The organism is Kribbella sp. NPDC104740, assembly GCF_055583505.1.
In genome coordinates this window covers 292,682-316,823 of the sequence record NZ_JBVJNV010000001.1, presented here as the reverse complement: position 1 = coordinate 316,823, position 24,142 = coordinate 292,682, and the positions used below count along the sequence as shown (strand labels likewise).

The following is a 24,142-nucleotide window of genomic DNA, read 5'->3' as shown; positions in this document are numbered from 1 at the left end:
CGGGAATTATCGATGCGGCTCAGATACCGGTGGTGCCGTCCAGGGACTCCCGGATGATGTCGGCGTGGCCGGCGTGGCGGGCGGTTTCCTGGATCATGTGGAGCATCACGTAGCGGAGGTTGCAGTCGGCCAGGTCGGGGCGGGTGCCTCGCGCTTCCAACGGCGTGGTGGTGGTGATCGCCTTCGACTTCTCGATCTGGGCGCGGTAGTCGGCGATGCAGCTCTCGACGCTGTCGGCGTCGGCGAGGGCGAAGTCGGCGTTGGGCTCGGTGGGTTCGACCTCGGGCCAGCCGTCAGGGAGTTTCCGGCCGGCCACCAGGTACTCGAACCAGCGTTGCTCCCAGATCGTGGCGTGCTTGACCAGGGCCAGCAGCGACAGTGAGCTCGCGGACGGGGTCTTGCGGGCCGCGTCGTCGGAGAGGTCCTCGACCTTGCGAATCAGGCCGATGCGCTGGGCGTCGAGGATGTTCTCCAGCGCCGAACGCTCGTCGGTCGGAAGGCGGTTCACGTCGATCCAGCTGGCCATTCCGCGATCGTAGCGGTGCGGCGGGTGACGGCGGACAAGGTTCATCGCGCGGTGGTTCGGCGTTCACCGGCGCGATGCAGGTTCGGCGGTATGGAATCAGGAGTTTTCTCTCGTAGGCGCGCTCGAGTCGCGGTGGCGATCGGCGCGGGGGTGGCCTTGATGTGCGCGGGCGCGGCGGTGAGTCAGGCCGGCGGCTTCTGGCCGCGGCCGACGCACGGGTTTCGCGTTGTTGCGGACTCGTACGCCGGGCACGGTGCGGTGAGTGGGGACGTACTGCGCAACGACGCCGGCGCGACTGCCGTCGTACGGAATTCGCAGCCGGCGAATGGGGCCGTGACGGTCGCTGCGGACGGGTCGTTCGTGTACACGCCGAAGGCCGGGTTCAAGGGGACGGACAGTTTCACGTACACGGCGACGGACGCCGTACAGGTGTTCAAGAACAGCAAGGCCGGCGGGGGCGCTTTGGCACCGTTGGCGAAGGTCGCGGGGCCGGGTGGGAGTACGACGGAGATTTCCGGTGAGGGTTTCGGGTCGGCGTTGGCCGCCGTACCGGGAAAGGCCGGGTACTTCTACGGGCTGACCGACCGCGGGCCGAATGCGGATGCGCCGGACGGGAACAAGTCCGAGATGCTGCTCGATTTCCAGCCGCAGATCGGGAAGTTCAAGCTCGTCGACGGGCGGGCCGAGCTCGTCGGCAAGGTTTTGCTGAAAGGGCCGAAAACGCTGGGTGGCAAGAAGTACAGCGGGCGGCCGCCGCACGACACCAGCGAAGTGATCGACGACGTCAATGCGACGAACGCCAACGGGGGTACGCCGGTTCCTGTTGCGCGCGACGCTTACGGCTACGACTCGGAAGGGCTCGTTGCGCTGCGGGACGGGACGTTCTGGGTTTCGGACGAGTACGGGCCGTACGTGACGCATTTCGATGCTGATGGTTACGAGATCGGGCGGCTCACGCCGTACCGGGACAGCGTGGACAACTCGGCACACAAGATCCTCGGGTACTTGCCGGCCGAATTGGCGAATCGCGTGAAGAACAAAGGGATGGAAGGGCTCACTGTTACGCCGGACGGATCGACGCTCGTTGGTGTGATGCAGTCGGTATTGCAGATGCCGGATCTGGGGAGCGTGAAGGCGGCTGGGGTTGCGCCGGTGCGGATTGTCGCGATCGATCTGCGAACCTACCGTTCCAAGCAGTACCTCTACCTGCTGGACAATCCCGGTACGACGGGTGCAGCGATCAGCGAGATCACGGCGTTGTCGAACACGCGATTCCTGCTGGACGAGCGGGATGGCGCGTTCGCGCCGTTCGCACAGAAGAGCCTGAACGAGATCGACATCGAGGGCGCTACGGATGTCAACGGGCTGACTGTCGGTGGGAAGTCGCCGGAGGCTCTTGTTGGCGCCTCGACTACCAACGCCGCGCTGGCTTCGCTTACCTCTGCTGGGATTCAGGTTGCTCTGAAGCAACCAGCCGTAAATGTCGGGGCGTTGGTGAGCCAGTTCGACCCGACGGGCAAGTTCTTCGGCCACGACAAGGTCGAGGGCGTTGCGACGACCGATGGCGGGCGGACGCTGTACGTGTCCAACGACAACGACTTCGGGATCGACACGATCGTCGTCGATCCGGACGGGAAGTGGACGGTGCACCAGAAGGTCCTGCCGCCGACCGGGCGGACGGACAACGGCGAGATTCTGAGGATCGACACCTCTAAACTGCCGGCCGTTCTGAAGACCGTGACGGTGACCGTTCACGTGCGCTGAGATGCTGGCGGGCCCGTCCCCCGTTGTCGGACGGGCCCGCCAGGTCAGGGCCGAAGCTTCCCGAACACGACTCGACTCAGCAGAGCCACGAGCACGAAGGCGACGAGACCGGCCAGGGCGATCACCGAAACGACGCATGCGCCGTTGATGGCCATCGTCAGTCGGGGTGTCGTCTTCGTGAAGCCGTCGGTCAGCATCGCGAGGCTCGCGAGCGTCAGGAAGCCAGCGGCGGCGAAGCCGAGCACGATCCAGTGGTGGCCGCCGAGGGTTGCCGTGGCGGTGAGCGGAGAGGAGTGATCGAGCCAGGCCCCGAAGGTGTACATCCAGATCACGGCCATCAGATCGGCTGCCATCAAGGTCCACAGGGTGACGGCGGAATGAGAGGCACTGCGCGTGGCTGTGTTGTGCCGCGGCATGCGTTGCAACATTGTCAACACCTCCGAACTTCCCAAGCGCACCGCTCCTAGGCGGTGCCGGTCGTGAAGACGAGGGACCATCGAACGCCGGGTGCTCGGCGTTGGGAGATAGCCGTGGACGGAGGCGCCACGCGAATGGCGTCGCTCGGGATGTCGGGTGGGCCGGCAGGTTGTCTGCCTGGACGGAATCCTCAGAGCGCGCGCGTGGCTGGTGGGTTCCGTCGTCTCCTCTACCAGTAATACCGGTGGTTGGGATGAAGTCAGTGGAGCTTGTGTAATTACAGTAGAACGTGGTGTAGTCCGGTGCAATAGCGAAAGTTGCTTGAACTGAACCGTGACCTGACGCTCGGTGAGCCGTTGAAGGTGCGGCGGCCGCGGTGATCCACAGTGGACTTCAGTGGAATGACACCGATCCATAGCGCTTCAGGTGTTACGGGTGTAGAACATGTATACGGTTACCGGACGCGTACGCGCGTGCGGGGCGCTCTCTATCTGGGAGGAACGGGTCTTGGCCGTTGGACCAGAGGCCGGCCGGCTTGCCGAACGGCTTCGTGAGCTTCGGACATCGCATGAGCCAAGGCTGACTCAGGCGGACCTGGCGCGCGCCCTCAGTGAAGAGGCTCCGGCCGCCGTCGCGACGATCAGCTCCTGGGAATCACAGCGGGATCCGAAACTGCCACCGGAGGAGCGGCTCCACTCGTACGCGCTGTTCTTCTGCTCGGATCGATCGAGTGCCAAGCCTCCGCGGCTGCTGTCCGAGGGCGAACTCACGGACGACGAGCGGCAGCGATTCGACGAGCTTCACGACGAACTCATTGCATTACGCAACGCGGTGGGCGGCCATGCCGGTCCCGGCGGATCAGCTGTCCTCAGCTCGCCGACCTGGACCTTCGACGACGGGCCCATCACGGTCATCTGCCCGGAGGCGCCGCTGAGCGAGCGGCCTCAGATGGCCAACGAGAAGAATCCGAACTACACCCGGATGTACCGGTACGCCGATCTGGACGCGTTGATCGAACTCTGGGGCCACATTCGGGCCGCCAACCCCAATGCCGAGGTCAGTCATCGGCTGGCGTCGGAGGTGGGCCCGGACGACCTCTCCGGTCACGTCGTCGTGATGGGCGGTGTCGGGTGGAACCAGCTCGCGCGGCGACTCCTGAAGGCATTGCGCGAAATGCCGGTGTCCCAAATCGAGGTCGACGCACTGAAGACGGGCGACATCTTCAGGACCAGCGGGGCCGAACCGGGCGAGTACTGGCCGGTGTGGGAGGACTTCGGTGACGCCGGGCGTGAACTGGTTGAAGATGTCGGATTACTGGCGCGAGTGCGTAATCCGTACAACCACAGCCGGACCATCACCATTTGCAACGGGGTCCACAGCCGCGGAGTGCTCGGGTCGGTGCGGGCGCTCACCGATGTTGCCGTCCGGGAGCGTAACGAAGTGTTCCTCGCCAACCGTTTCCCCGGTGGATCGTTCGCGCTGCTGATCCGGGTGCCGGTGGTGAACGGTGAGGCGATGTCCCCAGATCTCGAAATCGAACGGAACCGGCTCTTCGAGTGGTCTCCGAAGGAGAAGGCGACCACTCGATGAGCAGCAGGACACACCACGTCGCGTCACATGCTTCGCTGCTGCGCGACGTTTCGTCCGTTCCTCCCTCAGGGACGAACGGACGGCTGGATGCGATCGTCGTACCGGCCACCAGGCCGAATCTGCAGCGGGTGATCGATCTTTCGGCGATGCTGTCGGTCCCGCTGGTGGTGCTGTGCAGCAACAACGCAAAAGCGGAGAAAGTCGCGGTCCGGGTCGATGCGACATTCAACGCGCGAGCGCTCCTCATCGACCTACCACCGGCGTATCAGTTGTTCAGCGGCGATCACTCGACGTCGGACCAGGCGTTCAGGGAAGCCAGCGCCGGGCGTACCAGCGACCTGAGCCTGAAACGCAATCTGGGACTGGTTCTGGCCCGGTTGCGGGGCTGGAGCAAGATCCTCTTCATCGACGACGACATCCAGCCGCTGAGTCCCCGCGACGTCTCTCGCTTCTCCGGCTCACTCGATCGCCATCCGGTGGCCGCGATGGCGAGCAGGTACTTCCCGGACAACTCGGTGGTCTGTCATGCTCGCCGGCTCGCAGGGTTTCCCCAGGACGTGTTCGTCAGTGGCGCTGTGCTCGGCGTCAACACCCAGGATCCGGCGGTGTCGTTCTTCCCGGATGTCTACAACGAGGACTGGTTCTTCTTCGCGCACCATGCGGCGGAGCGATCATTGCCGAAGATCGGTGAGGCTCGGCAGGACGAGTACGACCCGTTCATGGATCCCGAGCGGGCTGCTCGCGAGGAGTTCGGCGACGTTCTCGCCGAGGGACTGTATGCGTTGTTCAGCGGTATGCGCGGATGGAAGCTGAAAGATCAGCTGAAAGCTGCCGAGAACCTGAACCACTGGCGACAGTTCATCGACGATCGGAACACCGTGATCTCGAAGACGTTCGATCGCCTGTCGGCTGCGCAGTGCGGGCCCGGGACAGACCCGTCGTCGGCACAGAAATCGCTGCTCAGGGCCGCTGAACAACTGGGCATGATCGGGCCCGACCTCTGCGTCGAGTTCATCAGGCAATGGCGATCGGACATCGAGCGGTGGCAGCGATTGATGCCACCGAGAGGGCTCGCACTCAGCGAGAGCGAGGCGCTGGACGTGCTCGAGCTGACGAACTGGATCTCCTGCGGCTACGGCCAGCGTTCGGAAGGGCGCAACTTCAAGCGCACTTCCGACAGAGTTCCCGTGAGAGCGTGATGCTCGACGGTCTCGAAACCCAAGCTCTCATAGGCTTCCCGGGCGAGGTCATTGCCGTCGAGGACCCAGACGTACCAGTGCTGAACATCGGATTCGAGCTCCATGATGCGGTGGAGCATGGTGCGGAGCACGCCTTGTCTGCGGTGGGCCGGGTCGACCCACACCGACTCGATGTGCCTGGAGTCCGGTAGTTGCTCAGGGTCCTGGACGGACCGCGCGATCCCGACGGCCTGCTCGTCGATCGAGGCGACCACCCAGGACTCTTCGGTGCACCGTGTGCGCCAGTAGGCCTCGTCACCCGATCTGGTCGCGTCGGCGTTCGGCAGGAACGCGGCGGGTGATTCCTCGAGAGCGCTGAGCCGGAGATCCTGGAGGAGTTTCCAGTCGTCGGCAGTGAGTATCTCGACGCGCAAAACTCCCCCTCACCCGGCGCGCCTCGCGGTGGCCGTTCAGCGGTCCCAGTCTTGGCCATCCGGAACAGACCGGCAACGCGCGCCGAGTGTCGCCTTGGGGCGGGGTCGGTTTGTCCGGAGCAATGCTCGCCGGCACCCGGGCGATTGAGGATGTGACTGCTTGCCCTTCAGAGTCGGCGTCAGGCTGGGAGCGATCTTGGTGAGTTTGGTGTGCTCGGTGGGATCGGTTGGAACAGAGCCGCCGAGCACGTACAGCGAGCGCTGAAAAGCCTTACGGTCCAGCAGGTCATGGTTCCGGGATTGCGGAACGGCCTGGCGGTGGCCCCTGACTTGGCGGTTGCTGGGAACCGGTTGTACGAGTGGTCGCTTGAAGAGTGAGGTCTGCGGTGGTTGCAGGCCAGCCGGCCCGGGCTGGGAGGCCCGGGCCGGCCGTTTGGGCTTACGACGTCACGCGGGAGCGGGCGAGGGTTCGCCAGGTGCGGGCGGGGTCGGGGAGTCTGTGGTCGAGGTGGAGGTCGTGGGTCGTGAGGGCGGGGGTGGCGGTGGGTGGGCACTGGGTGGCCCACTCGCCGGTGGGGGTGGCGATGCCGGCTGTTGTGTTGGGGAGGTCGGGGTTGGTGGAGACGGCGAGGCTTACCCAGATGAGGTTGAGGACGGCGTGGGCGGGGGTTGCGGCGGCGGCGTTGTCCTTGGTGATGCCGGAGGTGGCGTAGGACAGGAGGACGCAGTCGGCGTCGCGGCGTACGTAGTCGATGAAGATCTCGGGGATGTGGGCGTCCATGCCGACGGCCAGGCCGAAGCGGAAGCCGTCGAGGTCGAAGGTCTTCGGGTCGGTGCCGGGGGTGTACATGTAGTTGAGCTTGGTGGTGGACAGGGTGCGTTCGTCGTAGCGGGTGACGAGGGTGCCCTGGTCGTTGAAGACGTAGAGGGAGTTGTGGGGGCGGGCGTCGGGCTGTCGGTGGAGGGACGGGATGGCGGTCCAGATGCCTAGTTCGGCCGACAGGGCGGCGATCGAGGCCAGTTCCTCGTCTAGGACGTGCCACTGGGCTTTGGTCCAGTCGGACGGGCCCAGCTCGTCGGGGCCGAGTTCGGACATGACGTACTTGCTGGGGAAGCAGAGGGCTCCCTCGGCGAAGTGGACGAGGCGGGCGCCTTCCTTTGCCGCCTGACGGATGAAGGTGCGGACCTCGGCGCCGCTCTCGCGGAGGGCTGCCTCGTCGGTCGGGTCCTGGCGGACCGTCGACTGTACGACGGCCAGTCGCAAGGTCGACGGGGGCTGGGTCTGGGTCTGGGGAGTTTCCGGCATGTCTTCTCCTGAAGGAGTCGGACGGAAGTGCCGGAGGGCAGCCGTGTAGGACTCGCCGGTTTTGGCGGCGCGGGCGCGGACCCGTCGCTTCAAGTTCCTGTGCGCTGTCATCTGGCCTTCCACGCACTCGACCGCGATCCCCCAGCGACCCCGTCCGAGGCGGATGACCAGGACGAGCGGCCCGAGATCGGAGATCCCTTTGCCTTCAGCAGCGGACCGGGCTGGGGCCGGTCGACGAAGGTGAGGCGCGGGCCGCGCCGGACCTCCATCTTGACCGAGGGCGGGCGGGGTCGTCAAACAACCTGCGCTTGTCGGAGCGGCTCGGTAGGGTCGGCGGCATGAGGATTCCGGTGCTGATCGTGAGCGGACCGGTCGGGGTCGGGAAGAGCTCGGTCGCGCACGAGATGTTCGACCAGCTGATCGACCGCGACATCGCGCACGCGGTGATCGATCTCGATGCCTTCGGCATCAGTTGGCCGTACGCCGAGGGCGACCCGTACAACGAGCGGACGGCGCTGCGGAACCTGGCATCGGTGTGGGCGAACTACGCCGAGGCCGGCATCGACCGGGCGATCATCGCGCGCGTCGTCGAGGCCGAGGCCGACCTCGCGGGGTACGCGGAGGCGATCCCAGGCGCCGAGATCCAGGTGTGCCGGCTGGTCGCCGACGACGGCGTACTGCGCGAGCGGGTGCGGCGGCGCGAGGTCGGGTCGTCGTACGAGGGGCTGGTCCGGCGGTCGGTCGAGCTGGCCGCGAGTCTGGAGCAGTCGGGGCCGACGGATTTCGTCGTCGAGACGAGTGGGCGGGAGCTGGCGGAGATCGCGCTGGAGGTGCTGACCAAGGCCGGGTGGATCTCGGGGTGAACGAGGTGCTGCGGGAGGTCGCGGCGCCTGGTTCGCCGGGGGTGTACTTGTTTCTCGACGGCGCTGGTGAGGTCCTGTACGTCGGGAAGGCGGGCAACCTCAAGCGGCGGCTGGCGCAGCATGCCGCGGCAAAGGGACCTCGGGTCGGGCTGTACGAGAGGTACGACCTGGTACGCCGAGTGGTCTGGGAGGTCGCGGCGTCCGAGGAGGCGGCGGCCTGGCGGGAGTCGGAGCTGATCTTCGCGCTGCGGCCGGCGTACAACGCGAACACCGGGGTGCGTGGGGTCGCGGCCGTGGGGCAGGATGCCCGGATTCCTTACCTGGTGGCCCGGGACGAGGGCGCGGGGGTTGTGCGGCTGCGGCTGGAGACGTCTGCTGAGGGACGGGCCTACGGATGCTTCCCGCATCTGGGGAAGGGCGTCTCGTCGTCGCTCGGGATCGCTTGCAGCGATGGCTACACGGCGCTGCTTCGGTTGCTGTGGGCAAGCGATGGCGCCGGGGAACGGATGCCTGCGGCAATCACTCGGTCGGCGCCGGAGGAGTTCGCGGTGGTGGTCGAGCTGCGGGAGGAGTTGCACGGGTTCCTGGCTGGGTCGCGGGCGAAGCTCGCGGACGAGCTGCTGCAGCGGGCGGGCGCTCGGCCGGCGTACATGCTGCCGGCGTTGAAGCGGGACCGGGACGCCGCGCTGAGGTTCTTCGCGGGTGGGCCGCGGCTCGTGCGGGAGCGGAGGTTGCGGCACGGCGTACGGGGGCGGGTGCTGGATGTGGCGACGTACCGGCGGTTGGTCCTCCAGGAGATCGCGCCGGTGCTGCAGGGCTGAGGTCAGTCGACCCAGCGCCACCAGGCGGACTCGCCGTCGATGTGCAGGAGGTACTCGGCGACGGCGGTGCCGTTCGGGTTCACGAGGGTGAGGGTAGAGCGGATCTCGGCAGTCGCGGACGCCCAGGCGTCCTCGTCGGACTCGAGCTGCTCGAAGAGGTGCTTGACGTCGTCGAACGCGGGCGTCGGCTCGACGTGGGCCTGGAGCCACGGGTAGTCGGCGCCGACGACGACCAGGGCGGCGACCAGTTCGTCGCCGCGTTTCAGGTGCCAGGTCTGGTCTTTCATGGGGTCGAGCCTAGGGCGTGTCTCCTAGTTCCCGCCGTAGCGAGCAGGTGCTCGGCGCGGTAGCTCGGAGTGCTGGAGTGAACGCCTCGATGTTTTTCCATCGTGGCCTTTGCTCCAGTGCTCCGAGGTGCCGTGCCGAGTGCCGCGCAGTAGGCGGGAACTAGGAGACACGCCCTACGCCGCGGCGGGCGCGGGTAGGTTCTGCGGTATGGCGCGGACTCTTGCGGATGGGCAGACGGCTGAGGTCTACGTAGTCGACGTACGGACGGGGGTGAGTCGGCTGGTGTTCTCTTCGACCGAGGTGCTGGTCGAGGCTCCGAACTGGTCGCCGGACGGGAAATGGCTGGTGCTGAACGGGGACGGGAAGTTGTTCCGGCTCTCCGTGGCAGGCGGGGAGTTGGAGGAGATTCCGCTCGGTGGAGTGCCGGAGATCAACAACGATCACGTGATCGGGCCTGATGGGGAGACGGTTTACGTTTCCGCTGAGGACGGGCATTTGTACGGTGTGAGCCGCGGGGTTGCTCGGCGGGTGAGCAATGAGCGGGGTCTCGGGTTTCGGTATTACCTGCACGGGGTTTCGCCGGACGGTTCGACGTTGGCCTACATCGGGATGGACGCTGAGCGGCGGACGAATGTGTGGACGATTCCGGCATCGGGTGGGGACGATGTGGCGGTGACGGATGACGCCTTTGCTGATGACGGGGCGGAGTTCGGGCCGGACGGGGAATGGATCTACTTCAACTCGGAGCGGGCGTCGGCGAATGCGCAGCTTTTCCGGATTCGCGGTGAGGTGCTCGAGCAGTTGACGCACGACGAGCGGGTGAACTGGTTTCCGCACCCGGCGCCGGACGGGTCGGCGATCGCGTACGTGAGTTTCCCGCCGGGGACGGTTGGGCATCCGGCTGATGTCGAGGACGTTCGGGTGCGGTTGCTGGTCGACGGGGAGATCCGGGAGGTCGCGACGGTGTTCGGTGGGCAGGGGACGATGAACGTGCCGAGTTGGTCGCCGGACAGCCGGTTCTTCGCGTACGTCGCTTACCCGGTCGGTTAGGTCGCGTCCGGCGTGAAAGTCCGTCGCGGCCGGCGGGGAGCCGGAGGTAGGTTCGCCGGATGGTGACGGTGGAGCGGCTCACGGCCGAGCACGCGGACGAGCTGCTGCGGTTCGAGCGGGAGAACCGGGAGTACTTCGCGCGGGTGATCCCCGACCGCGGCGACGCGTACTTCGCGGAGTTTCCCGCGCGGCACGCGGCGCTGCTGGCGATGCAGGACGCGGGGACCGACCGGTTTCATGTCCTGGTCGACGACGGCCGGATCCTCGGGCGGGTCAACCTGGTGATGATCGAGAACGGCACCGCCGACCTCGGCTACCGCATCGCGGAGTCGGCCGCCGGGCGCGGGCTGGCGACGTGGGGGGTGCGCGAGGTCGTCGGTACGGCGTACGGGCTGTCGGTGATCACCGCGCGGACGACGGTCACGAACCTCGCGTCGCAGAAGGTCCTCGCGCGCACCGGGTTCGTGCGCACCGGAGACATCGAGCTGAACGGCAAGCCGGCGTACAGCTTCGCGCTGAACCTAGAGGAGTAGCTCCGCGATTTGGTCGGCGAGGGCTATGCCGAGGCGGGGTTGGTTGTGGAGGCGTTCCCAGAGGGCTGAGCTGACGGCTCGGGCTTGGGTGGTTCGGCGGGCGAGGGTGGGGTCTACGCCGGCTGCTTCGCTGTACGTCGTGAGGCGGCGGTGGAGGCCTTGCTCGACGTTGTCGGTGATTTCCTCGATGCGGTCGCGGACGATGGTGGCGGCGTCGAAGGCTGCGGTGCCGGCCAGGCCTTTGGGGTCGATGACGAGCCAGGGTTCGCGGTGGGCTCGGAGGATGTTGGCGAAGTGCAGGTCGCCGTGGAGCATCGTGTCGGTGGGGTCTTCGGCGAGGGCCTCGATGGTCTCCAGGGCCGCGTCGATCTGGCGGCGTGGGAGCGGGTGGCCCAAGTGTTTGCTTTGGGCAAGTAGTTGGCGGGACCAGCCGGGGAGGGTTGCCGTCAGGCGGGGGATCTCGGGAGGGGCTGGTACGGCGAGGCGGCGGGCGAGGTCGCCGGCCAGGTGCCAGGGGTCTTCGGTGGCTGTGGACAGGGTTTCGCCGGGGAGGCGTTCGAGGAGCATCGCGAAGGCTGCGTCGTCGCGTTCGAGGAGGTGGATCGCGGCGGTGCCGGACCAGGTGGCGAGGGCGGTGGGCTCGAAGCGGTGGCCGGGGTGGGGGAAGGAGAGTTTGAGGATGACGGGGGTGCCGGCGCGGGTCGCGGGGACGATGAGGGCGACCTGGCCGTGGATCGCGGGGGCGGTTTGGGTGCAGTTCCAGCGCCCGAGGTGGTGCTCGGTGAGGCTTGGGAGCTGGTCGAGCCAGGTCCGGCCGGGAGCACCCTCCCGGGCGATGGTTTGCTGGGCGAACGCGGCGGGGATCACCCGCACACCGTAGACACCCGGCGCCCGGGCGGCCGCGCGAGCGCCGGGGCGGCCGCGCCCGGGGAACCGCGCACCGCGCCGCGAGCGGACTCGCAGGCGACGCGCGGCTGACTCCGCGGCCAGGCCGCGGCGATCAGGCCGCGGCGGCTGCTTCCGCGAGCTGGTCGGTGGTCGGCTGGATCCGCGGGGTGATCACGGTGACGGCCACGTTGGCGACCGCGAAGAGTGCCGCGATCAGCATGCCGCGCTGGAAGCCGTCGACCAGGGCCTGCTGCTGGGCCACGCCCGCGGTCAGGGCGTCCGTCGTACGGGTGATCGACAGGGTGGTGACGACGGCGAGGCCGAGGGCGCCGCCGACCTGGTACATGGTGGTGACGGCGCCGGAGGCCGCGCCGGCCTCGTGGTGCTCGACCTCCGAGACAGCGGCGATCTGGGCCGGTACGGAGACCCCGATGATGCCGAGTCCGAACAGGATCAGGCCGGGCAGCAGCGAACCGGCGTACCCGGAGGTGGCGTCGGCGTGCGAGAGCAGGAACAGCCCGGCCACGCTGAGCACGGAGCCGCCGAGCTGGACTGTGCGGGTGCCGAACTTCTGGACCAGCTGGGACGCGAGGACCGCGCCGAGCACGGCGGCGACGCCCATCGGGAGGAAGTGGACGCCGGCCTCCAGCGCGGAGTCGCCGCGGACCTGCTGCAGGTAGATCGCGGTCAGGTAGAACATCGAGAGGAAGCCCGCGCCGTTCAGGGCGAGTGACAGGCTGGAGACGCTCAGGGCCCGCGAGCGGAAGAGTCGCAGCGGCACCAGCGGCGCCTTCGACCGGGACTCGACCACGACGAAGGCGGTCAGGAGCAGGATGCCGCCGATCAGGACGCCGAGCACCTCGAACGATCCCCAACCGCGCGGTTCGGCGCGGACCACGGCGTACACGATCGCCAGCAGTCCACTCGTCCCGAGTACGGCGCCGGCGGTGTCGAAGCCGCGCGGCCGGTCCTCGTTGTGGCGCATGTCGGGCACGAAGACCGGGATCAGCGCGACCAGCGCGAGCACGATCGGGACGTTGACGAAGAACACCCACTGCCAGCTGAGCGAGTCGACCAGTACGCCGCCCGCCACGACGCCGAGGGTGCCGCCGAGCCCGGCGAGCCCGCCCCAGACGCCCATCGCGATGTTGCGTTCGCGGCCGTGCGCGAACGTCATCGTCAGGATCGCGAGCGCGGCCGGGAGAGCAGCGCGCCGCCGAGCCCCTGGACGGCGCGGGCGCCGATCAGGAACTCCGGCGAGGTCGCGAGCCCGCCGACCAGCGAGGTGACACCGAACAGCAGCAGCCCGGCGATGAAGACGCGGCGGGGGCCGAGCAGGTCGGCCATCCGGCCGCCGAGCAGCAGGAAGCCGCCGAAGAGCAGGGTGTACGCGCTGATCACCCTGCGGCGGCTCGCGCAGCTGCACGAGGTGACCCCGATGGCGCTCTACCGGCACTTCAGCGACAAGCTCGACCTGCTGAACGCGCTCGGCGACCGGCTGCTCGCCGACATCGAGCTGCCGGAGCCGTCGGAGCGTCCGTGGGAGGAGCGGCTGCAGCAGATGCTGACGGCGTTCGTCGCGGCCCTGCGGCCGCACCCGCGTGCGGCCGGGCTGACACTGACCCGGATCCTGATCGCCGAGCCCGGCCTGGAGATGGCCGAGCGGACGATGGAGATCCTGGTCGACGGCGGCTTCGACCCCGACTACGCCGCCGAGGTGGGCCGGCAGTCGATCTGCTCGCTGATCACCCTGGTCACCACCGAGCCCGGCGCTGGCGAGGACCCCGAGCCGTCCGCGCGCGAGCAGGCCCTGCGCCTCAAGCGCGCCACGCTGAGCGCGCTCGACCCCAAGCGCTACCCGCTGATCACCGGCACCGCCGACACCCTGGTCTGCCCTGCCTCCACCGACGACTACTACTCGTTGGGTATCGATCTCGTCGTCGCGGGGATCCGCGGCGTCCGACCGGCATGACGATCAGCATCCTGACGTACCTCGAGCAGACCAGCCCGTACGACGTACGCCCCACCAAGCCCACCTCCGCCGAGCTGCGCCGGGTCGAGGAGCTCTCCCCCGAGTTCGCCCGCAACCTCTACAGCGCCGTCGGCGGCGAGTGGCACTGGACCGAGAAGGTCAAGTGGGACTGGGCCCGCTGGGTCGAGCACCTGACCAGGCCGGCCTTCGAGACCTGGGTCGCGTACGCCGGCGGCGTACCGGCCGGCTACATCGCGCTGAAGGGCGAGGGCACCGAGGTGGAGGTGGAGAACTTCAAGACCCGCGGTCTCCGGCCCTACAAGACAGAGCAGGAGGAGCGCCCGGACGCCGACGGGCCGACCCCTGGTCCGTGGCCTGGGGCTAACCGTCCAGCTGCTCCCTGAGCTCGGCCAACTGCTCAGCGGTGCCGCCTGTCCTCTCTATCTGCTCCAGTACGCCGTCCGCCGCGCCGCCGGTGCGGATGAGCAGCTCTGCTAGATAGAGCAGTGCCGGTAGCCGCTCCTCGTCGCTGGCGTCGGCGTGACGGCGCAGTGCCGCTTCCAGCACGCGGATCCCGGCGGCCTCGTCGCCGTGTGAGTCGGCCTGGCGGGCCGCGTTGAGCAGTGCGCGTTCGAAGCGGTCGCCGGTTGTGGTTTCCTCGGCGCCGGAGCTGATTCGCAGCCAGTTGCCGGACGGGTCGATCAGGGAGAAGCCTGCGCTCGTGCCCTGTTTGCGGCGTGGGCGGGTGATCCGTGGCAGCCCGGCGACCGGCAGCTTGCCGTACGTCGCGCGCAGCGCCGCCGCGAACTCGTCGTACAGGGCCTGGGTGTCGGGGACGCCGACGACGACGCTGAACAGCGAGTTCTCCACGTCGTACCCGGGCAGGCCGAAGAAGTGCAGGTCGAAACCGTCGCCGCGGCTGACGCACAGGTACGGGTTCGGCCGGGCCTGGCGGTAGGTCTGCCGGAAGCCGAGCGCCAGGTAGAACGGCAGCACGTCGTCGAGGTCGCGGGTGGGCAGGATCGGAATCGTCCGGACACTCATGCCGCACACCGTACCGTACGCCGTACGGCTCACGCTCGGACCGGCCGGTCGGGCGACACGGCGTGAGTCGGCGACTACGCTCCGAACCAGACCATCACCACGGGAGGTTCGAAAAATGGCGGGCAAGTTCGAGCTGTACGAGGACAAGTCGGGCGAGTTCCGGTTCCGGCTGAAGGCCGGCAACGGCGAGGTGATCGCGACCAGTAGCGAGAGCTACAAGACCAAGGCCTCGGCGCTGAACGGGATCGAGTCGATCAAGAAGAACGCCGGCGACGCGCAGGTCGACGACCAGACCTCCTGAGCGACCCCGGTGACGGCAGGGACCATCCGCGTCCCTGCCGTCCAGGCCGTCAGCGCTCCTGCTCGAAGACCACTTCGCGCACCTCGACGCCGAGGCCCTCGACGCCGGCGTCGGGAATCATCGCCGCCAGTTCCTCGACCCGCTCCCGGGACGCGCAGTCCAGCAGGTAGTAGCCGGCCAGGAACTCCTTCGCCTCCACGAACGGCCCGTCGGTCACCGCCGGGACGCCGTCGCGGACCTTCACCACCGACGACTTGGCCGGCTCGGCCAGCGCCACCGTGCTGCGGAACTCGCCCGACTCCTGCACGGTCGCCAGGAACTTCTCGTGCCCGCTGAAGATCGCCTGCTGCTCGGCCTCGGTCAGCGCGCTCAGGACGTCGGGGTTGATGTTCAGGACCACCAGGTACTTCACGAGGATCTCCTCCGGTTCCGGCTCCCGGAGTGGAAGCCGCTCGTCATCAGTACGGAGCCGGGCCGTCCGTCTTGACATGCTACGAACCCTGGCGGCCACGGAGTGGTTGTGGGACGGTGAAGTCTCGGAAAGCCGGTTTGCTGGGGGAGCCGCGAACGGCTTTGGGGGAACTGCTGATGCGTCGCGTCGTCCTGTCCTGTCTCGTCCTCGTCGCTGCGCTGCTGGTTCCGGCCGGCCCGGCGCAGGCGGCCACGATCACCGTCACCACCACCGCCGACGTCGTCAGTGGCGCCGACGCCTTCACCTCGCTCCGGGAGGCGGTGACCGCGGCCAACGCGGCCGCGACGCCGACCACGATCACGCTGGCGGCCGCGGCGTCGTACGGGCTGAACCTGTGCGGCGACAACGACACCAACGCCTCCGGCGACCTCGACAGTACGTCGGCGCAGCCGCTCACCATCGACGGCAACGGCGCGACGATCGACCAGAACTGCGCCGGCGAACGCGTGCTCGACGCGATCGACTCGGACGGCTCGATCGCCTTGCAGGCGGTCACTTTGACCGGTGGCGACGACGTCGACGGCGCCGCGCTGCGGCACAACGGCGACGCCTCGCTGACCGACTCCACAGCGACCGGCAACAACGCCGGTACGGGCAGGGTGCTCGCCAGCTCGCTCGGTGGCGCAGTGCTCGACCTGACCGACTCCAGCGTTCACGACAACACCGGTACGGGCGTGGCACTGTCGCTGGGCACAGTGCACATCACCGGCACGACGATCAGCGGCAACACCGGCCGCGGCGTCGGTCTGACCGACGGCGCGCTGACGGTGACCGGCTCGACGATCAGCGACAACGGTGGCGACGGCGTACGGACCACTGGGCAGGGGTCGGGGTTGTTCACGCTGACCGACACGACTGTGGACGACAACGGCGGGACCGGCGTGATCTGCTCGGCCTGCGGCGACCTGACGGTCACCGGCTCGACCATCACCGGCAACCACCCGGCCGGGACGAGCCAGGGCGGCGGCGTACAGGTGCTGTTCGACCAGGACGCGCCGACTGACCAGCCGGTCGTCACGGTGACCGAGACGACGATCTCCGGGAACACCCGGACCGGCGCGGGCGGCGGCCTCAGCACCGGCATCATCGAGAACAGCGGTGGGCCTCCCCCGGCGCAGATCCACGTGATCCGCTCGACGATCAACGGCAACACCGCATCGGGTGTGGCCGACAGCCAGGGCGGCGGCATCTCCGCGCTGACCGGCGAGGTGCGGGTCGACAACTCGACTGTCACCGGCAACAACGCGGACGCGGCAGGCGGTGGCATCTACACGCTGGACCACGACGTGCACCTGCGGCACGCGACGGTGTCCGGCAACACCGCTGGTGGAGTCGGCGACAACGTGGCGACCAATGCTGGGCTGCACAGCTTCGGCTCGATCCTGGCCGGCGGTCCAGGTGCGGACTGCGCGATCGAGCTGGCGACCACCTCTACCGGATACAACCTGGACGGCGACGGCAGCTGCTCGCTGGCCGGCCCGGGAGACCAGACCGGCAGCCCGCAACTGGCAGCACTCGCCAGCAACGGCGGCCCGACCCAGACCATGCTGCCGCTGGCTGCATCGCTGGCGAACGGACTAGTCCCAGCAGCGGCGTGCACTGTACTTACTACGGACCAGCGCGGAGTCGCGCGACCACAGGGCACCAACTGCGAGGCCGGAGCCGTTGAAGTCGCCGAAGCCCCACCAGCTCCGAGCTGCACCCACACCGGTACGAACGGCAGCGACCTGCTGATCGGCACGCCCGGCAACGACGTCCTGTGCGGCCTGAAGGGCGACGACCTGCTGCTCGGCGGTGGCGGCAAGGACATCCTGTACGGCGGCAAGGGCAAGGACGTCCTGATCGGAGGTCCCGGCAAGGACGTGCTGAACGGCGGGCCGGGCAAGGACTTCTGCCTGGGGATCGGAGACACCCTGATCTCCTGTTGAATAAGGACATGCTGACCTACGACGACGTACGAGCTGCTGCTGACCGGATCGCTGGAGCGGCCCACCAGACGCCGGTGCTGACGTCGCGGACGCTGAACGAGCGGGTCGGCGCCGAGGTGTTCCTGAAGGCGGAGAACTTCCAGCGGATCGGGGCGTTCAAGTTCCGGGGTGCATTCAACGCGGTCAGCCGGCTGACCGCGGAGGAACGGGCCCGCGGCGTCGCGGCGTACTCGTCGGGGAACCACGCCCAGGCGGTCGCGCTGGCCGCGTCGCTGGCCGGGACGCGCGCGGTGATCCTGATGCCGGCCGACGCGCCGCCGACGAAGGTCGCGGCCACTCGCGGGTACGGCGCGGAGGTGGTCACCTACGACCGCTACACCGAGGACCGGGCGGCGCTGGCCACGAAGCTCTCGGAGGATCGCGGGCTGACGCTGATCCCGCCGTACGACCACTACGACGTGATGGCCGGGCAGGGCACGGTGGCGCTGGAGCTGATCGAGGAGGTCGGGCCGCTCGGCGCGCTGTTCGTCCCGGTCGGCGGCGGCGGGCTGTTGGCCGGCTGCGCGACCGCGGCGACCGTCGCCTCCCCCGGGATCCGGATGATCGGCGTCGAGCCGGCCGCGGGCGACGACCACGCCCGGTCGCTGGCCGCCGGGCAGCGGGTCGAGATCGCCGTACCGCGGACGATCGCCGACGGCCAGGCGATCTCGGCGCCCGGCGAGCTCACCTTCGCGGTGAACCAGCGGCTGGTGGAGGCGTTCGCGCTGGTCTCCGACGACGAGATCCGGGCCGCGATGGCGTTCGCGTTCGAGCGGCTGAAGATCGTTCTCGAGCCGAGCGGCGCGAGCGCGCTGGCGGCGCTGCTGGCCGGCCGGGTCGCCGACCTGCCGGAGCGGGTCGGAGTGGTGCTTTCAGGCGGGAACGTGGGCCTGGAGAGGTTCCTGGAACTGCTCGGCGAAGGGCAGCCTGAGTACTGACTGTGCCGGTTGTCACACACAGCAACCTCCGACTGTGACCCAGGTCACAGAAATCGGCTGAGCGGGCGCCTGAACGCCGCTCAGACACGCTCAGGACACCTGGTGTTCAGCAGCGGTCGCTGATCCGTCAGAGAGCCACTGAGGGCCTTTTGGGAGGGTCTCTGTGGATTGGAGGGTTTGCGTCGTGACCGTTCTGTTATACAGTCGTCGGCGGTTCGACAAATTAGCCGAACTGCATGTGTGTCAACGCCGAGTCCTGCCAGGCACACATGTTCCCCTCGAACAACCATGGCAGGAGTGGGGGACCCAGGATGTTGGGGTCCGGCTGTGAGTGGCCGGGTCCCTGGGGTGAAGTCCGCGGGAGCGGACCGGGCGATCGACTTCCAGCCCGAACCCGACAGCTAACTCCGCAGGCGTCGGGAGACAACCATGCCCGTCACTGCCCGACGGACAGCGCTTCTGCGCGCCGTCACCACGAGCGAGTCCAGTACCCGGCCGACCGGACGGACGCTGGCCAAGCACCGCAAGACCAGCAAGTCCTCGGCTCCCCGCACCCCGCGAGCCGCGGCCGCCGTCCTCTCGGTCGGCCTGGCCGTCTCCGGCGGAGCGGCGCTCACCATCGCCGCCCCGGCCGACACCGCTCACGCAGGGACCTCGAAGACCACCTCGGCCGCGTGGGCCCGGGGCAACAAGGCGATCAGCACCAAGCCGCTGCTGCGCTACGCCGACGCCGGCTCCGCCGTCCGCTACGTGCAGCGCTCGCTCGACGTCCCGGCCGGTGGCTGGTACGGCTCGGCGACCCGCACCGCGGTGGCGAACTTCCAGCGCCGCGTGGGCCTGCCCCGCACCGGCACGATGACCGTGAACACCTGGCGCTCGCTGTTCTACGCCGCCAGCCACGGTCTGCTGCACGGCGGCTCCGGCAAGGCCACGACCTTCCAGGCCAAGGTGCTGAAGGAGGCCGCGAAGCTCAAGGGCACGCCGTACCGCTACGGCGGCACCACGACCAAGGGCTTCGACTGCTCCGGCTACACCGGCTACGTCTACAAGAAGGCCGGCAAGAAGCTGCCCCGCACCTCGCGTCAGCAGTACGCCGCGACCAAGCACATCAGCCGCAAGGCGGCCAAGCCGGGCGACCTGGTGTTCTTCAAGAGCGGTGGCGGCGGCGTGTACCACGTCGGCATCTACGCCGGCGCGAACACCCTGTGGCACGCCTCGAAGCCGGGCAAGCCGGTCGCGAAGGCGAAGATCTGGAGCTCGAACGTGGCCTTCGGCCGCAAGTGATGCTCCGGACCGGGGCTGACCCGGTCCAGACCGTCAGCGAGACCGGATCCCCCCTCCGGTCGCTGACCTGAAACCGGCTGTGCGTCGCCGCCCCACCCCTCCGGCGGCGCACGGCCGGTTTCCTTTTACTCGTCCAGGAGTCCCGCGTCGTGCGCGAGGATCGCGACCTGGACGCGGTTGGTGGCGTTCAGCTTCACCAGCACCCGGGAGACGTGCGCCTTCACGGTCGCCTCGCTCATGAACAGCGTCTTGCCGATGTCGGCGTTCGACAGCCCCTTCGCGACCGCGGCCAGCACCTCGCGCTCCCGGTCGGTGAGCGCGGTCAGCCGCGCCCGGGCGTCGCGCTGACGATCGGTCCGCGGGTCCGCGGCGAAGTGCCCGATCAGCCGCCGGGTCACCGCCGGCGACAGCATCGCCTCACCGGCCGCGACGACCCGGACGGCCTGCACGAGCTCACGCGGCGGCGTGTCCTTGAGCAGGAACCCGCTCGCCCCTGCCTGCAGCGCCCGGAACACGTAGTCGTCCAGATCGAACGTGGTCAGTACGACGACCTTCGGCGGATCCGGCAGCGCCTGGATCTCGCGGGTCGCGGCGAGCCCGTCCAGCCGCGGCATCCGGATGTCCATCAGGACGACGTCCGGCTTGTGCTCGCGGACCATCGCGGCCGCGTCGGCACCGTCCTCGGCCTCGGCGACCACCTCGAGGTCCTCGTCGGACTCCAGGATCATCTTCAGCCCGGCCCGGACCAGCGCCTCGTCGTCCACGATCAGCAGCCGTGTCATGCCTCTCCTTCTCTCCCGTCCGACCAGGGCAGCCAGGCCTCGACCTGCCAGCCGCCGTCCTGCGTGGGCCCGGTGGTCAGCTGGCCGCCGGACAGGGTGACGCGCTCGCTCAGCCCGACCAGTCCCGCACCGGACCCCGGGAGAAGTGAACCAGCCGCGACCGGCCGGACGTTGCGGACCCGCACGGTGACGCCATCACCTTCCTGACCCCGGACCAGGACCTCGGTGGTCGCGCCGCGCGCGTGCTTGTGGACGTTGGTCAGCGACTCCTGGACGACCCGGTAGACCGTCCGCCCGACCAGCGGCGGTACGTCGTCCGGCAGGTCGATCGAGCTGCGGACGTCGACGCCCGCAGCCCGCGAGTCGTCGACGAGCTTGGCCAGGTCGGACGCCTTCGGCACCGGCGCCAGGTCGGCGCCGTCCTCGCTGACGTCGGCCTTGAGGACGCCGAGCACCTCGCGCAGGTCCTCCATCGCCTGCCGCGCGGTCTGCCGGATCAGCCCGGCGGAGCTCTCCACCTTCTCCGGTCCGACCGCCGGGTTCACCTCCAGGCCGCCCGCGTGCAGCGCGATCAGCGACACCTTGTGCGCCAGGACGTCGTGCATCTCCTGGGCGATCCGGGCCCGCTCGCCGAGCTTGGCCTGCTCGGCGCGCAGCTCGCGCTCCGCCTCGGCCCGCTCGGCCCGGTCCCGCAGCGAGACCATCAGGTCCCGCCGGGCGCCGATGTAGGCACCGACCGCGACCCAGCTGCCGATCAGGAACGGCCCGGTGAAGAGCAGCACGTACGGCTCGGTGTTGTCCCCCCACGAGGTCCCGACGTACGCCGCGTAGCCGGCCACGCTCAGCACCGCGAGCCAGACGTCCCGGCGGCGGATCGCCAGCGTCAGCAGCGCCAGGCCCATCGGGACGAAGATCTGCGCGACGGCCATCGCGAGGATGCCGATCACCGTGACGGCGATCGGGTACCGGCGGCGCCACCACAGCACCAGCGAGGCGAAGATGCCGACGCCGAGCACGAACCAGCTCCTGGTCACCCACCCCTCGCGGCCGCCGGTGCTGGTCGCCTGGGCCAGGATCGTCAGCAGGCTGAAGCCGATGTACATCAGGTCGCGGAAGCGCGGGGCGTGCTTGACGAACCAGGCGTACCACCGGCGGACCCGGCGGTACGGCCGGCGCAGCCAGGCGTACGACCAATGCATTCCGTCAGCCTAGTCGCGCTGTGTCATGTCTTTCGTCCCCCTTGTGGGGGTCCTGGAGTCACAGTTGTGGCGACTTTCGTAGGGGGCCGGTCGAGACGGTCGGTCGATGTGGCGCGGGGGTCCGCGGCGGAAGAGTAGGGCCCATGATCACCGTCGAGAACCTGAGCAAGCGGTACGGCAGCACCACGGCTGTCAGCGATGTCTCCTTCACCGTCCAGCCCGGCAGCATCACCGGCTTCCTCGGGCCGAACGGTGCCGGCAAGTCCACCACGCTGCGGATGCTGACCGGCCTGACCCCGCCGAGCGCGGGCACCGCCACCATCGCCGGCCAGCGGTACGCCGACCTGCCCAACCCCGGCCGCGTCGTCGGCGTCATGCTCGACGCCGCCGCCCAGCACCCGGGCCGGACCGGCCGCGAGACGCTGGCACTGAACGCGAGCGTGCTCGGCGTACCGAAGTCCCGGGCCGACGAGATGCTCGAAGCGGTCGGCCTGACCGGCGCCGCGAAGCGCCGCGTCGGCCAGTACTCGCTCGGCATGCGGCAGCGGCTCGGCATCGCCAGCGCGCTGCTCGGTGACCCGGCGGCCCTGATCCTCGACGAGCCGGCCAACGGCATGGACCCCGAGGGCATCCGCTGGATGCGCGGACTGCTCCAGGACTTCGCCGCCCGCGGCGGCACCGTGATCCTGTCCAGCCACCTGCTGGGCGAGGTGCAGGCCACCGTCGACCGGCTGGTCGTCATCGGTGGCGGCCGGATCGTCGCCGACGGCTCGCTCGACGAGCTGCTGGCCGGCAGCGGCACGCTGGTCCGCGGCCTGGACCCGATCGGCCTGAACCAGGCCCTCACCGCGGCCGGGCTGAGCCTGGAACCGCTGCAGGACGGCGCCCTGCGCGTCGACGCCACCGCCGAGCAGGTCGGCCGGGCGGCCGCCGCCGCGGGCCAGATCCTGATCGAGCTGCGCGAGAGCGACAGCGCCGGCCTGGAGGAGCTGTTCTTCCAGCTGACCACCCCGACCGCCGCCGCGGCCTGACCACGTCTTCCACAGGAGCTTCTGACATGACTGTCACCGAAATGACCACCCCGGCCCCGGCGGCCACCGGTAAGCACCGGGCCGCAGCGGTCTCCACCAGCCTGCCGCCCGCGCGCCGCCAGTCGTTCGCCAAGCTGACCGGCATCGAGCTGCGCAAGTCCGTGAACACCCGCAGCGGCCGGGTCCTGATCCTGGCCATCCTGGCCCTCGCCGTCGCGGCGCTGGTCTGGGAGCTCACCCACCTCGGCGACAAGCCGGCCCGGTTCGACGGGTTCCTCGGCGCCGCGTCGACCGGCGTACTGCTGATCCTGCCGGTGATCGGTGTGATGGCGATGACGAGCGAGTGGACCCAGCGGACCGCGCTGACCACGTTCACGCTGTCGCCGCGCCGGATCCGGGTCCAGCTGGCCAAGTTCGTCTCCGCGGTGCTGCTGAGCGCCGTCGTGCTGACGGTCACGGCGGCGATGGCGCTGGCCGCAACCGCGATCGGCGGAGCGATCGGCGGCACCGGTACGACGTACGCCGGGATCGGCGGATCGCTCGCCGGGGCCTACCTGAGCACCGCGCTGAACGTCGTGATGGGCGCCGCCTTCGGTGCCGTGATCGCGCAGACCGCGGCGGCCGTACTGGTCTTCTTCGTCGCCCCGACCGCCTGGGCGCTGGCCGGGCCGGCGCTGTTCAAGGACAACGCGAACTGGCTGGACGTCTTCGGCGCCTTCGGCCGGATCGCGGAGCGTGACCTGCACGGGATGCTGCCCGAGACGCTCACCGCGGTCGCGGTCTGGGTCCTCCTGCCGACCGTGGTCGGACTGTGGTCAAGCTCACGTCGTGAGGTGAAGTAACCAGCACGACTGAGCGCAAAAGACGCGGTGGGCCTGACCGGTTTGAGGGGACCGGGCAGGCCCACCGGACTGTCATCGGAGGTCTGGGGGCGTCCGAGCAGGGGGCGGTGCGTGTGTCGATCCCCGGCTCCGGGTAACCTAGAACCACGATTACTGACGACTGATCCGTGGACGCCACGCTGCGTACCCGGTTGACTTGTGCGAGGGGGTCGACGCTATGGGGCGCGGCCGTGCAAAGGCCAAGCAGACGAAGGTCGCTCGCGACCTGAAGTACCGCACCTGGGACACCGACCTGGACCAGCTCAAACGAGAGCTGGCCGGCGGGAACGAGGGCGGTACCGGTTCTGCGAACGGTGACTACGACGCAGACGCCGGCGATGACGCCGACGACTACCACCCCCGTCGGTAAAGCGACAGCAGCTCCGTTGACTGGTCCACGCGTCTGAGGCGCCTGGACCAGTCAGCTGTGCTCGACCGACGGAGTTCGTCCACACCAGCACCGCAGGTGATCTCGGCCTGCCGTTTTCGGTGTGAGCTGTGCTTCTCGAGGTGGGGGGTGCAGCGGGGGGGAAGGCACACTGGCGACTTCCTTCCCCGGGGGGTCTTTCCGCCCCCCACAGAGGGCCCTCTCCTCGTCCTCCTTGGGGTCCCC

Annotated in this window: 26 protein-coding genes, 1 pseudogene and 1 riboswitch; of the genes and pseudogenes, 16 read left to right on the top strand and 11 right to left on the bottom strand. The window is 68.9% G+C overall.

Annotated features, from left to right (window positions below; genetic code table 11):
* Positions 1 to 19 precede the first annotated feature (19 nt).
* The gene (locus ACZ6Z4_RS01490; protein ID WP_465556985.1) at positions 20 to 526 is read right to left on the bottom strand and encodes a DinB family protein; all 507 of its coding nucleotides are present in this window, start codon (positions 524 to 526) and stop codon (positions 20 to 22) included.
* 90 nt (positions 527 to 616) lie between these two features.
* Here ACZ6Z4_RS01490 and ACZ6Z4_RS01485 point away from each other — a divergent pair, with 90 nt between their 5' ends.
* Positions 617 to 2,290 carry an esterase-like activity of phytase family protein gene (locus tag ACZ6Z4_RS01485; RefSeq protein WP_465556983.1) on the top strand — a complete coding sequence of 558 codons (1,674 nt, stop codon included), beginning with the start codon at positions 617 to 619 and terminating at the stop codon, positions 2,288 to 2,290.
* A 44-nt stretch (positions 2,291 to 2,334) separates the two neighbouring features.
* Here ACZ6Z4_RS01485 and ACZ6Z4_RS01480 read toward each other — a convergent pair whose 3' ends face one another.
* The gene (locus tag ACZ6Z4_RS01480) at positions 2,335 to 2,718 is read right to left on the bottom strand and encodes a hypothetical protein (RefSeq protein WP_465556981.1); all 384 of its coding nucleotides are present in this window, start codon (positions 2,716 to 2,718) and stop codon (positions 2,335 to 2,337) included.
* Positions 2,719 to 3,214: 496 nt separating this feature from the next.
* On the opposite strand from ACZ6Z4_RS01480, the gene ACZ6Z4_RS01475 reads away from it, so the two are divergent.
* Together ACZ6Z4_RS01475 and ACZ6Z4_RS01470 are read left to right on the top strand one after the other, a co-directional pair.
* On the top strand, positions 3,215 to 4,297 hold the full coding sequence (locus ACZ6Z4_RS01475) for a hypothetical protein (protein WP_465556979.1): 1,083 nt from the start codon (positions 3,215 to 3,217) through the stop codon (positions 4,295 to 4,297).
* Positions 4,294 to 5,496 carry a hypothetical protein gene (locus tag ACZ6Z4_RS01470; RefSeq protein WP_465556977.1) on the top strand — a complete coding sequence of 401 codons (1,203 nt, stop codon included), beginning with the start codon at positions 4,294 to 4,296 and terminating at the stop codon, positions 5,494 to 5,496. The genes ACZ6Z4_RS01475 and ACZ6Z4_RS01470 overlap by 4 nt, the downstream gene beginning before the upstream one ends.
* On the opposite strand, the gene ACZ6Z4_RS01465 is transcribed toward ACZ6Z4_RS01470, so the two are convergent.
* Positions 5,430 to 5,909 carry a GNAT family N-acetyltransferase gene (locus ACZ6Z4_RS01465; protein WP_465556975.1) on the bottom strand — a complete coding sequence of 160 codons (480 nt, stop codon included), beginning with the start codon at positions 5,907 to 5,909 and terminating at the stop codon, positions 5,430 to 5,432. The genes ACZ6Z4_RS01470 and ACZ6Z4_RS01465 overlap by 67 nt on opposite strands.
* A 439-nt stretch (positions 5,910 to 6,348) precedes the next feature.
* The gene (locus tag ACZ6Z4_RS01460) at positions 6,349 to 7,215 is read right to left on the bottom strand and encodes a carbon-nitrogen hydrolase family protein (RefSeq protein WP_465556973.1); all 867 of its coding nucleotides are present in this window, start codon (positions 7,213 to 7,215) and stop codon (positions 6,349 to 6,351) included.
* 338 nt (positions 7,216 to 7,553) lie between these two features.
* Here ACZ6Z4_RS01460 and ACZ6Z4_RS01455 point away from each other — a divergent pair, with 338 nt between their 5' ends.
* Both ACZ6Z4_RS01455 and ACZ6Z4_RS01450 read left to right on the top strand, forming a co-directional pair.
* Positions 7,554 to 8,078 carry a P-loop NTPase family protein gene (locus tag ACZ6Z4_RS01455; protein WP_465556971.1) on the top strand — a complete coding sequence of 175 codons (525 nt, stop codon included), beginning with the start codon at positions 7,554 to 7,556 and terminating at the stop codon, positions 8,076 to 8,078.
* Complete coding sequence (locus tag ACZ6Z4_RS01450; RefSeq protein ID WP_465556969.1) at positions 8,075 to 8,899, top strand: nucleotide excision repair endonuclease; 825 nt, start codon at positions 8,075 to 8,077, stop codon at positions 8,897 to 8,899. Before ACZ6Z4_RS01455 ends, ACZ6Z4_RS01450 begins: the two co-directional genes overlap by 4 nt.
* 2 nt (positions 8,900 to 8,901) lie before the next feature.
* On the opposite strand, the gene ACZ6Z4_RS01445 is transcribed toward ACZ6Z4_RS01450, so the two are convergent.
* Positions 8,902 to 9,186 (bottom strand): hypothetical protein, encoded by a 285-nt coding sequence (locus ACZ6Z4_RS01445; protein ID WP_465556967.1) that lies wholly within the window; start codon positions 9,184 to 9,186, stop codon positions 8,902 to 8,904.
* Between the two features lie 208 nt (positions 9,187 to 9,394).
* Here ACZ6Z4_RS01445 and ACZ6Z4_RS01440 point away from each other — a divergent pair, with 208 nt between their 5' ends.
* Together ACZ6Z4_RS01440 and ACZ6Z4_RS01435 are read left to right on the top strand one after the other, a co-directional pair.
* On the top strand, positions 9,395 to 10,237 hold the full coding sequence (locus ACZ6Z4_RS01440) for a TolB family protein (protein ID WP_465556965.1): 843 nt from the start codon (positions 9,395 to 9,397) through the stop codon (positions 10,235 to 10,237).
* A 59-nt stretch (positions 10,238 to 10,296) separates the two neighbouring features.
* The gene (locus ACZ6Z4_RS01435; RefSeq protein ID WP_465556963.1) at positions 10,297 to 10,770 is read left to right on the top strand and encodes a GNAT family N-acetyltransferase; all 474 of its coding nucleotides are present in this window, start codon (positions 10,297 to 10,299) and stop codon (positions 10,768 to 10,770) included.
* On the opposite strand, the gene ACZ6Z4_RS01430 is transcribed toward ACZ6Z4_RS01435, so the two are convergent.
* Positions 10,759 to 11,637, bottom strand: coding sequence for an aminoglycoside phosphotransferase family protein (locus ACZ6Z4_RS01430; RefSeq protein WP_465556961.1), 879 nt, complete (start codon positions 11,635 to 11,637; stop codon positions 10,759 to 10,761). The two genes, ACZ6Z4_RS01435 and ACZ6Z4_RS01430, sit on opposite strands and share 12 nt — an antisense overlap.
* A 133-nt stretch (positions 11,638 to 11,770) precedes the next feature.
* Positions 11,771 to 13,005, bottom strand: a pseudogene (locus tag ACZ6Z4_RS01425) (MFS transporter).
* A 37-nt stretch (positions 13,006 to 13,042) separates the two neighbouring features.
* Here ACZ6Z4_RS01425 and ACZ6Z4_RS01420 point away from each other — a divergent pair.
* Both ACZ6Z4_RS01420 and ACZ6Z4_RS01415 read left to right on the top strand, forming a co-directional pair.
* Positions 13,043 to 13,630 (top strand): TetR/AcrR family transcriptional regulator, encoded by a 588-nt coding sequence (locus ACZ6Z4_RS01420; protein WP_465556959.1) that lies wholly within the window; start codon positions 13,043 to 13,045, stop codon positions 13,628 to 13,630.
* A complete protein-coding gene (locus ACZ6Z4_RS01415) occupies positions 13,627 to 14,034 on the top strand; it encodes a hypothetical protein (RefSeq protein ID WP_465556957.1) in 408 nt (135 codons plus the stop codon). Before ACZ6Z4_RS01420 ends, ACZ6Z4_RS01415 begins: the two co-directional genes overlap by 4 nt.
* Here ACZ6Z4_RS01415 and ACZ6Z4_RS01410 read toward each other — a convergent pair.
* The gene (locus ACZ6Z4_RS01410; RefSeq protein ID WP_465556955.1) at positions 14,012 to 14,674 is read right to left on the bottom strand and encodes a VOC family protein; all 663 of its coding nucleotides are present in this window, start codon (positions 14,672 to 14,674) and stop codon (positions 14,012 to 14,014) included. The genes ACZ6Z4_RS01415 and ACZ6Z4_RS01410 overlap by 23 nt on opposite strands.
* A 115-nt stretch (positions 14,675 to 14,789) precedes the next feature.
* Between ACZ6Z4_RS01410 and ACZ6Z4_RS01405 the strand changes: the two genes are divergently transcribed.
* Complete coding sequence (locus tag ACZ6Z4_RS01405; RefSeq protein ID WP_363667998.1) at positions 14,790 to 14,975, top strand: YegP family protein; 186 nt, start codon at positions 14,790 to 14,792, stop codon at positions 14,973 to 14,975.
* A gap of 49 nt (positions 14,976 to 15,024) precedes the next feature.
* On the opposite strand, the gene ACZ6Z4_RS01400 is transcribed toward ACZ6Z4_RS01405, so the two are convergent.
* Positions 15,025 to 15,465, bottom strand: a complete 441-nt coding sequence (locus ACZ6Z4_RS01400) for a YciI family protein (protein WP_465556953.1) — start codon at positions 15,463 to 15,465, stop codon at positions 15,025 to 15,027.
* Between the two features lie 98 nt (positions 15,466 to 15,563).
* On the opposite strand from ACZ6Z4_RS01400, the gene ACZ6Z4_RS01395 reads away from it, so the two are divergent.
* From ACZ6Z4_RS01395 to ACZ6Z4_RS01385, 3 genes are all read left to right on the top strand, one after another.
* Positions 15,564 to 17,375 (top strand): right-handed parallel beta-helix repeat-containing protein, encoded by a 1,812-nt coding sequence (locus tag ACZ6Z4_RS01395; RefSeq protein ID WP_465556951.1) that lies wholly within the window; start codon positions 15,564 to 15,566, stop codon positions 17,373 to 17,375.
* Between the two features lie 8 nt (positions 17,376 to 17,383).
* On the top strand, positions 17,384 to 18,352 hold the full coding sequence (locus ACZ6Z4_RS01390) for a pyridoxal-phosphate dependent enzyme (protein WP_465556949.1): 969 nt from the start codon (positions 17,384 to 17,386) through the stop codon (positions 18,350 to 18,352).
* A 237-nt stretch (positions 18,353 to 18,589) separates the two neighbouring features.
* Positions 18,590 to 18,782: riboswitch (cyclic di-AMP (ydaO/yuaA leader) on the top strand.
* Entirely contained in the window at positions 18,782 to 19,636 is an 855-nt protein-coding gene (locus tag ACZ6Z4_RS01385; protein WP_363668006.1) for a C40 family peptidase, read from the top strand. Its footprint overlaps the riboswitch before it by 1 nt.
* A 125-nt stretch (positions 19,637 to 19,761) precedes the next feature.
* On the opposite strand, the gene ACZ6Z4_RS01380 is transcribed toward ACZ6Z4_RS01385, so the two are convergent.
* The gene (locus tag ACZ6Z4_RS01380) at positions 19,762 to 20,418 is read right to left on the bottom strand and encodes a response regulator (RefSeq protein WP_465556947.1); all 657 of its coding nucleotides are present in this window, start codon (positions 20,416 to 20,418) and stop codon (positions 19,762 to 19,764) included.
* The gene (locus ACZ6Z4_RS01375; RefSeq protein ID WP_465556945.1) at positions 20,415 to 21,617 is read right to left on the bottom strand and encodes a sensor histidine kinase; all 1,203 of its coding nucleotides are present in this window, start codon (positions 21,615 to 21,617) and stop codon (positions 20,415 to 20,417) included. Before ACZ6Z4_RS01375 ends, ACZ6Z4_RS01380 begins: the two co-directional genes overlap by 4 nt.
* Positions 21,618 to 21,760: 143 nt before the next feature.
* On the opposite strand from ACZ6Z4_RS01375, the gene ACZ6Z4_RS01370 reads away from it, so the two are divergent.
* The 3 genes from ACZ6Z4_RS01370 to ACZ6Z4_RS01360 all read left to right on the top strand — a co-directional run bounded on the left by ACZ6Z4_RS01370 (position 21,761) and on the right by ACZ6Z4_RS01360 (position 23,899).
* Complete coding sequence (locus ACZ6Z4_RS01370) at positions 21,761 to 22,648, top strand: ABC transporter ATP-binding protein (RefSeq protein WP_363668013.1); 888 nt, start codon at positions 21,761 to 21,763, stop codon at positions 22,646 to 22,648.
* 26 nt (positions 22,649 to 22,674) lie between these two features.
* Positions 22,675 to 23,490: an ABC transporter permease gene (locus ACZ6Z4_RS01365; RefSeq protein ID WP_465556942.1), complete on the top strand. Its 816-nt coding sequence runs from the start codon at positions 22,675 to 22,677 to the stop codon at positions 23,488 to 23,490.
* A 217-nt stretch (positions 23,491 to 23,707) separates the two neighbouring features.
* Entirely contained in the window at positions 23,708 to 23,899 is a 192-nt protein-coding gene (locus ACZ6Z4_RS01360) for a DUF3073 domain-containing protein (protein ID WP_363668017.1), read from the top strand.
* The last annotated feature ends 243 nt before the right edge of the window (positions 23,900 to 24,142 follow it).

Bases quoted from the DNA above. Each gene is read 5' to 3' on its own strand.
- ACZ6Z4_RS01490 (WP_465556985.1), bottom strand. From the start codon at position 526: ATGGCCAGCTGGATCGACGTGAACCGCCTTCCGACCGACGAGCGTTCG.
- ACZ6Z4_RS01485 (WP_465556983.1), top strand. From the start codon at position 617: ATGGAATCAGGAGTTTTCTCTCGTAGGCGCGCTCGAGTCGCGGTGGCG.
- ACZ6Z4_RS01480 (WP_465556981.1), bottom strand. From the start codon at position 2,718: ATGTTGCAACGCATGCCGCGGCACAACACAGCCACGCGCAGTGCCTCT.
- ACZ6Z4_RS01470 (WP_465556977.1), top strand. From the start codon at position 4,294: ATGAGCAGCAGGACACACCACGTCGCGTCACATGCTTCGCTGCTGCGC.
- ACZ6Z4_RS01460 (WP_465556973.1), bottom strand. From the start codon at position 7,215: ATGCCGGAAACTCCCCAGACCCAGACCCAGCCCCCGTCGACCTTGCGA.
- ACZ6Z4_RS01455 (WP_465556971.1), top strand. From the start codon at position 7,554: ATGAGGATTCCGGTGCTGATCGTGAGCGGACCGGTCGGGGTCGGGAAG.
- ACZ6Z4_RS01445 (WP_465556967.1), bottom strand. From the start codon at position 9,186: ATGAAAGACCAGACCTGGCACCTGAAACGCGGCGACGAACTGGTCGCC.
- ACZ6Z4_RS01440 (WP_465556965.1), top strand. From the start codon at position 9,395: ATGGCGCGGACTCTTGCGGATGGGCAGACGGCTGAGGTCTACGTAGTC.
- ACZ6Z4_RS01435 (WP_465556963.1), top strand. From the start codon at position 10,297: ATGGTGACGGTGGAGCGGCTCACGGCCGAGCACGCGGACGAGCTGCTG.
- ACZ6Z4_RS01415 (WP_465556957.1), top strand. From the start codon at position 13,627: ATGACGATCAGCATCCTGACGTACCTCGAGCAGACCAGCCCGTACGAC.
- ACZ6Z4_RS01410 (WP_465556955.1), bottom strand. From the start codon at position 14,674: ATGAGTGTCCGGACGATTCCGATCCTGCCCACCCGCGACCTCGACGAC.
- ACZ6Z4_RS01405 (WP_363667998.1), top strand. From the start codon at position 14,790: ATGGCGGGCAAGTTCGAGCTGTACGAGGACAAGTCGGGCGAGTTCCGG.
- ACZ6Z4_RS01400 (WP_465556953.1), bottom strand. From the start codon at position 15,465: ATGTCAAGACGGACGGCCCGGCTCCGTACTGATGACGAGCGGCTTCCA.
- ACZ6Z4_RS01395 (WP_465556951.1), top strand. From the start codon at position 15,564: ATGCGTCGCGTCGTCCTGTCCTGTCTCGTCCTCGTCGCTGCGCTGCTG.
- ACZ6Z4_RS01390 (WP_465556949.1), top strand. From the start codon at position 17,384: ATGCTGACCTACGACGACGTACGAGCTGCTGCTGACCGGATCGCTGGA.
- ACZ6Z4_RS01385 (WP_363668006.1), top strand. From the start codon at position 18,782: ATGCCCGTCACTGCCCGACGGACAGCGCTTCTGCGCGCCGTCACCACG.
- ACZ6Z4_RS01380 (WP_465556947.1), bottom strand. From the start codon at position 20,418: ATGACACGGCTGCTGATCGTGGACGACGAGGCGCTGGTCCGGGCCGGG.
- ACZ6Z4_RS01375 (WP_465556945.1), bottom strand. From the start codon at position 21,617: ATGCATTGGTCGTACGCCTGGCTGCGCCGGCCGTACCGCCGGGTCCGC.
- ACZ6Z4_RS01370 (WP_363668013.1), top strand. From the start codon at position 21,761: ATGATCACCGTCGAGAACCTGAGCAAGCGGTACGGCAGCACCACGGCT.
- ACZ6Z4_RS01365 (WP_465556942.1), top strand. From the start codon at position 22,675: ATGACTGTCACCGAAATGACCACCCCGGCCCCGGCGGCCACCGGTAAG.
- ACZ6Z4_RS01360 (WP_363668017.1), top strand. From the start codon at position 23,708: ATGGGGCGCGGCCGTGCAAAGGCCAAGCAGACGAAGGTCGCTCGCGAC.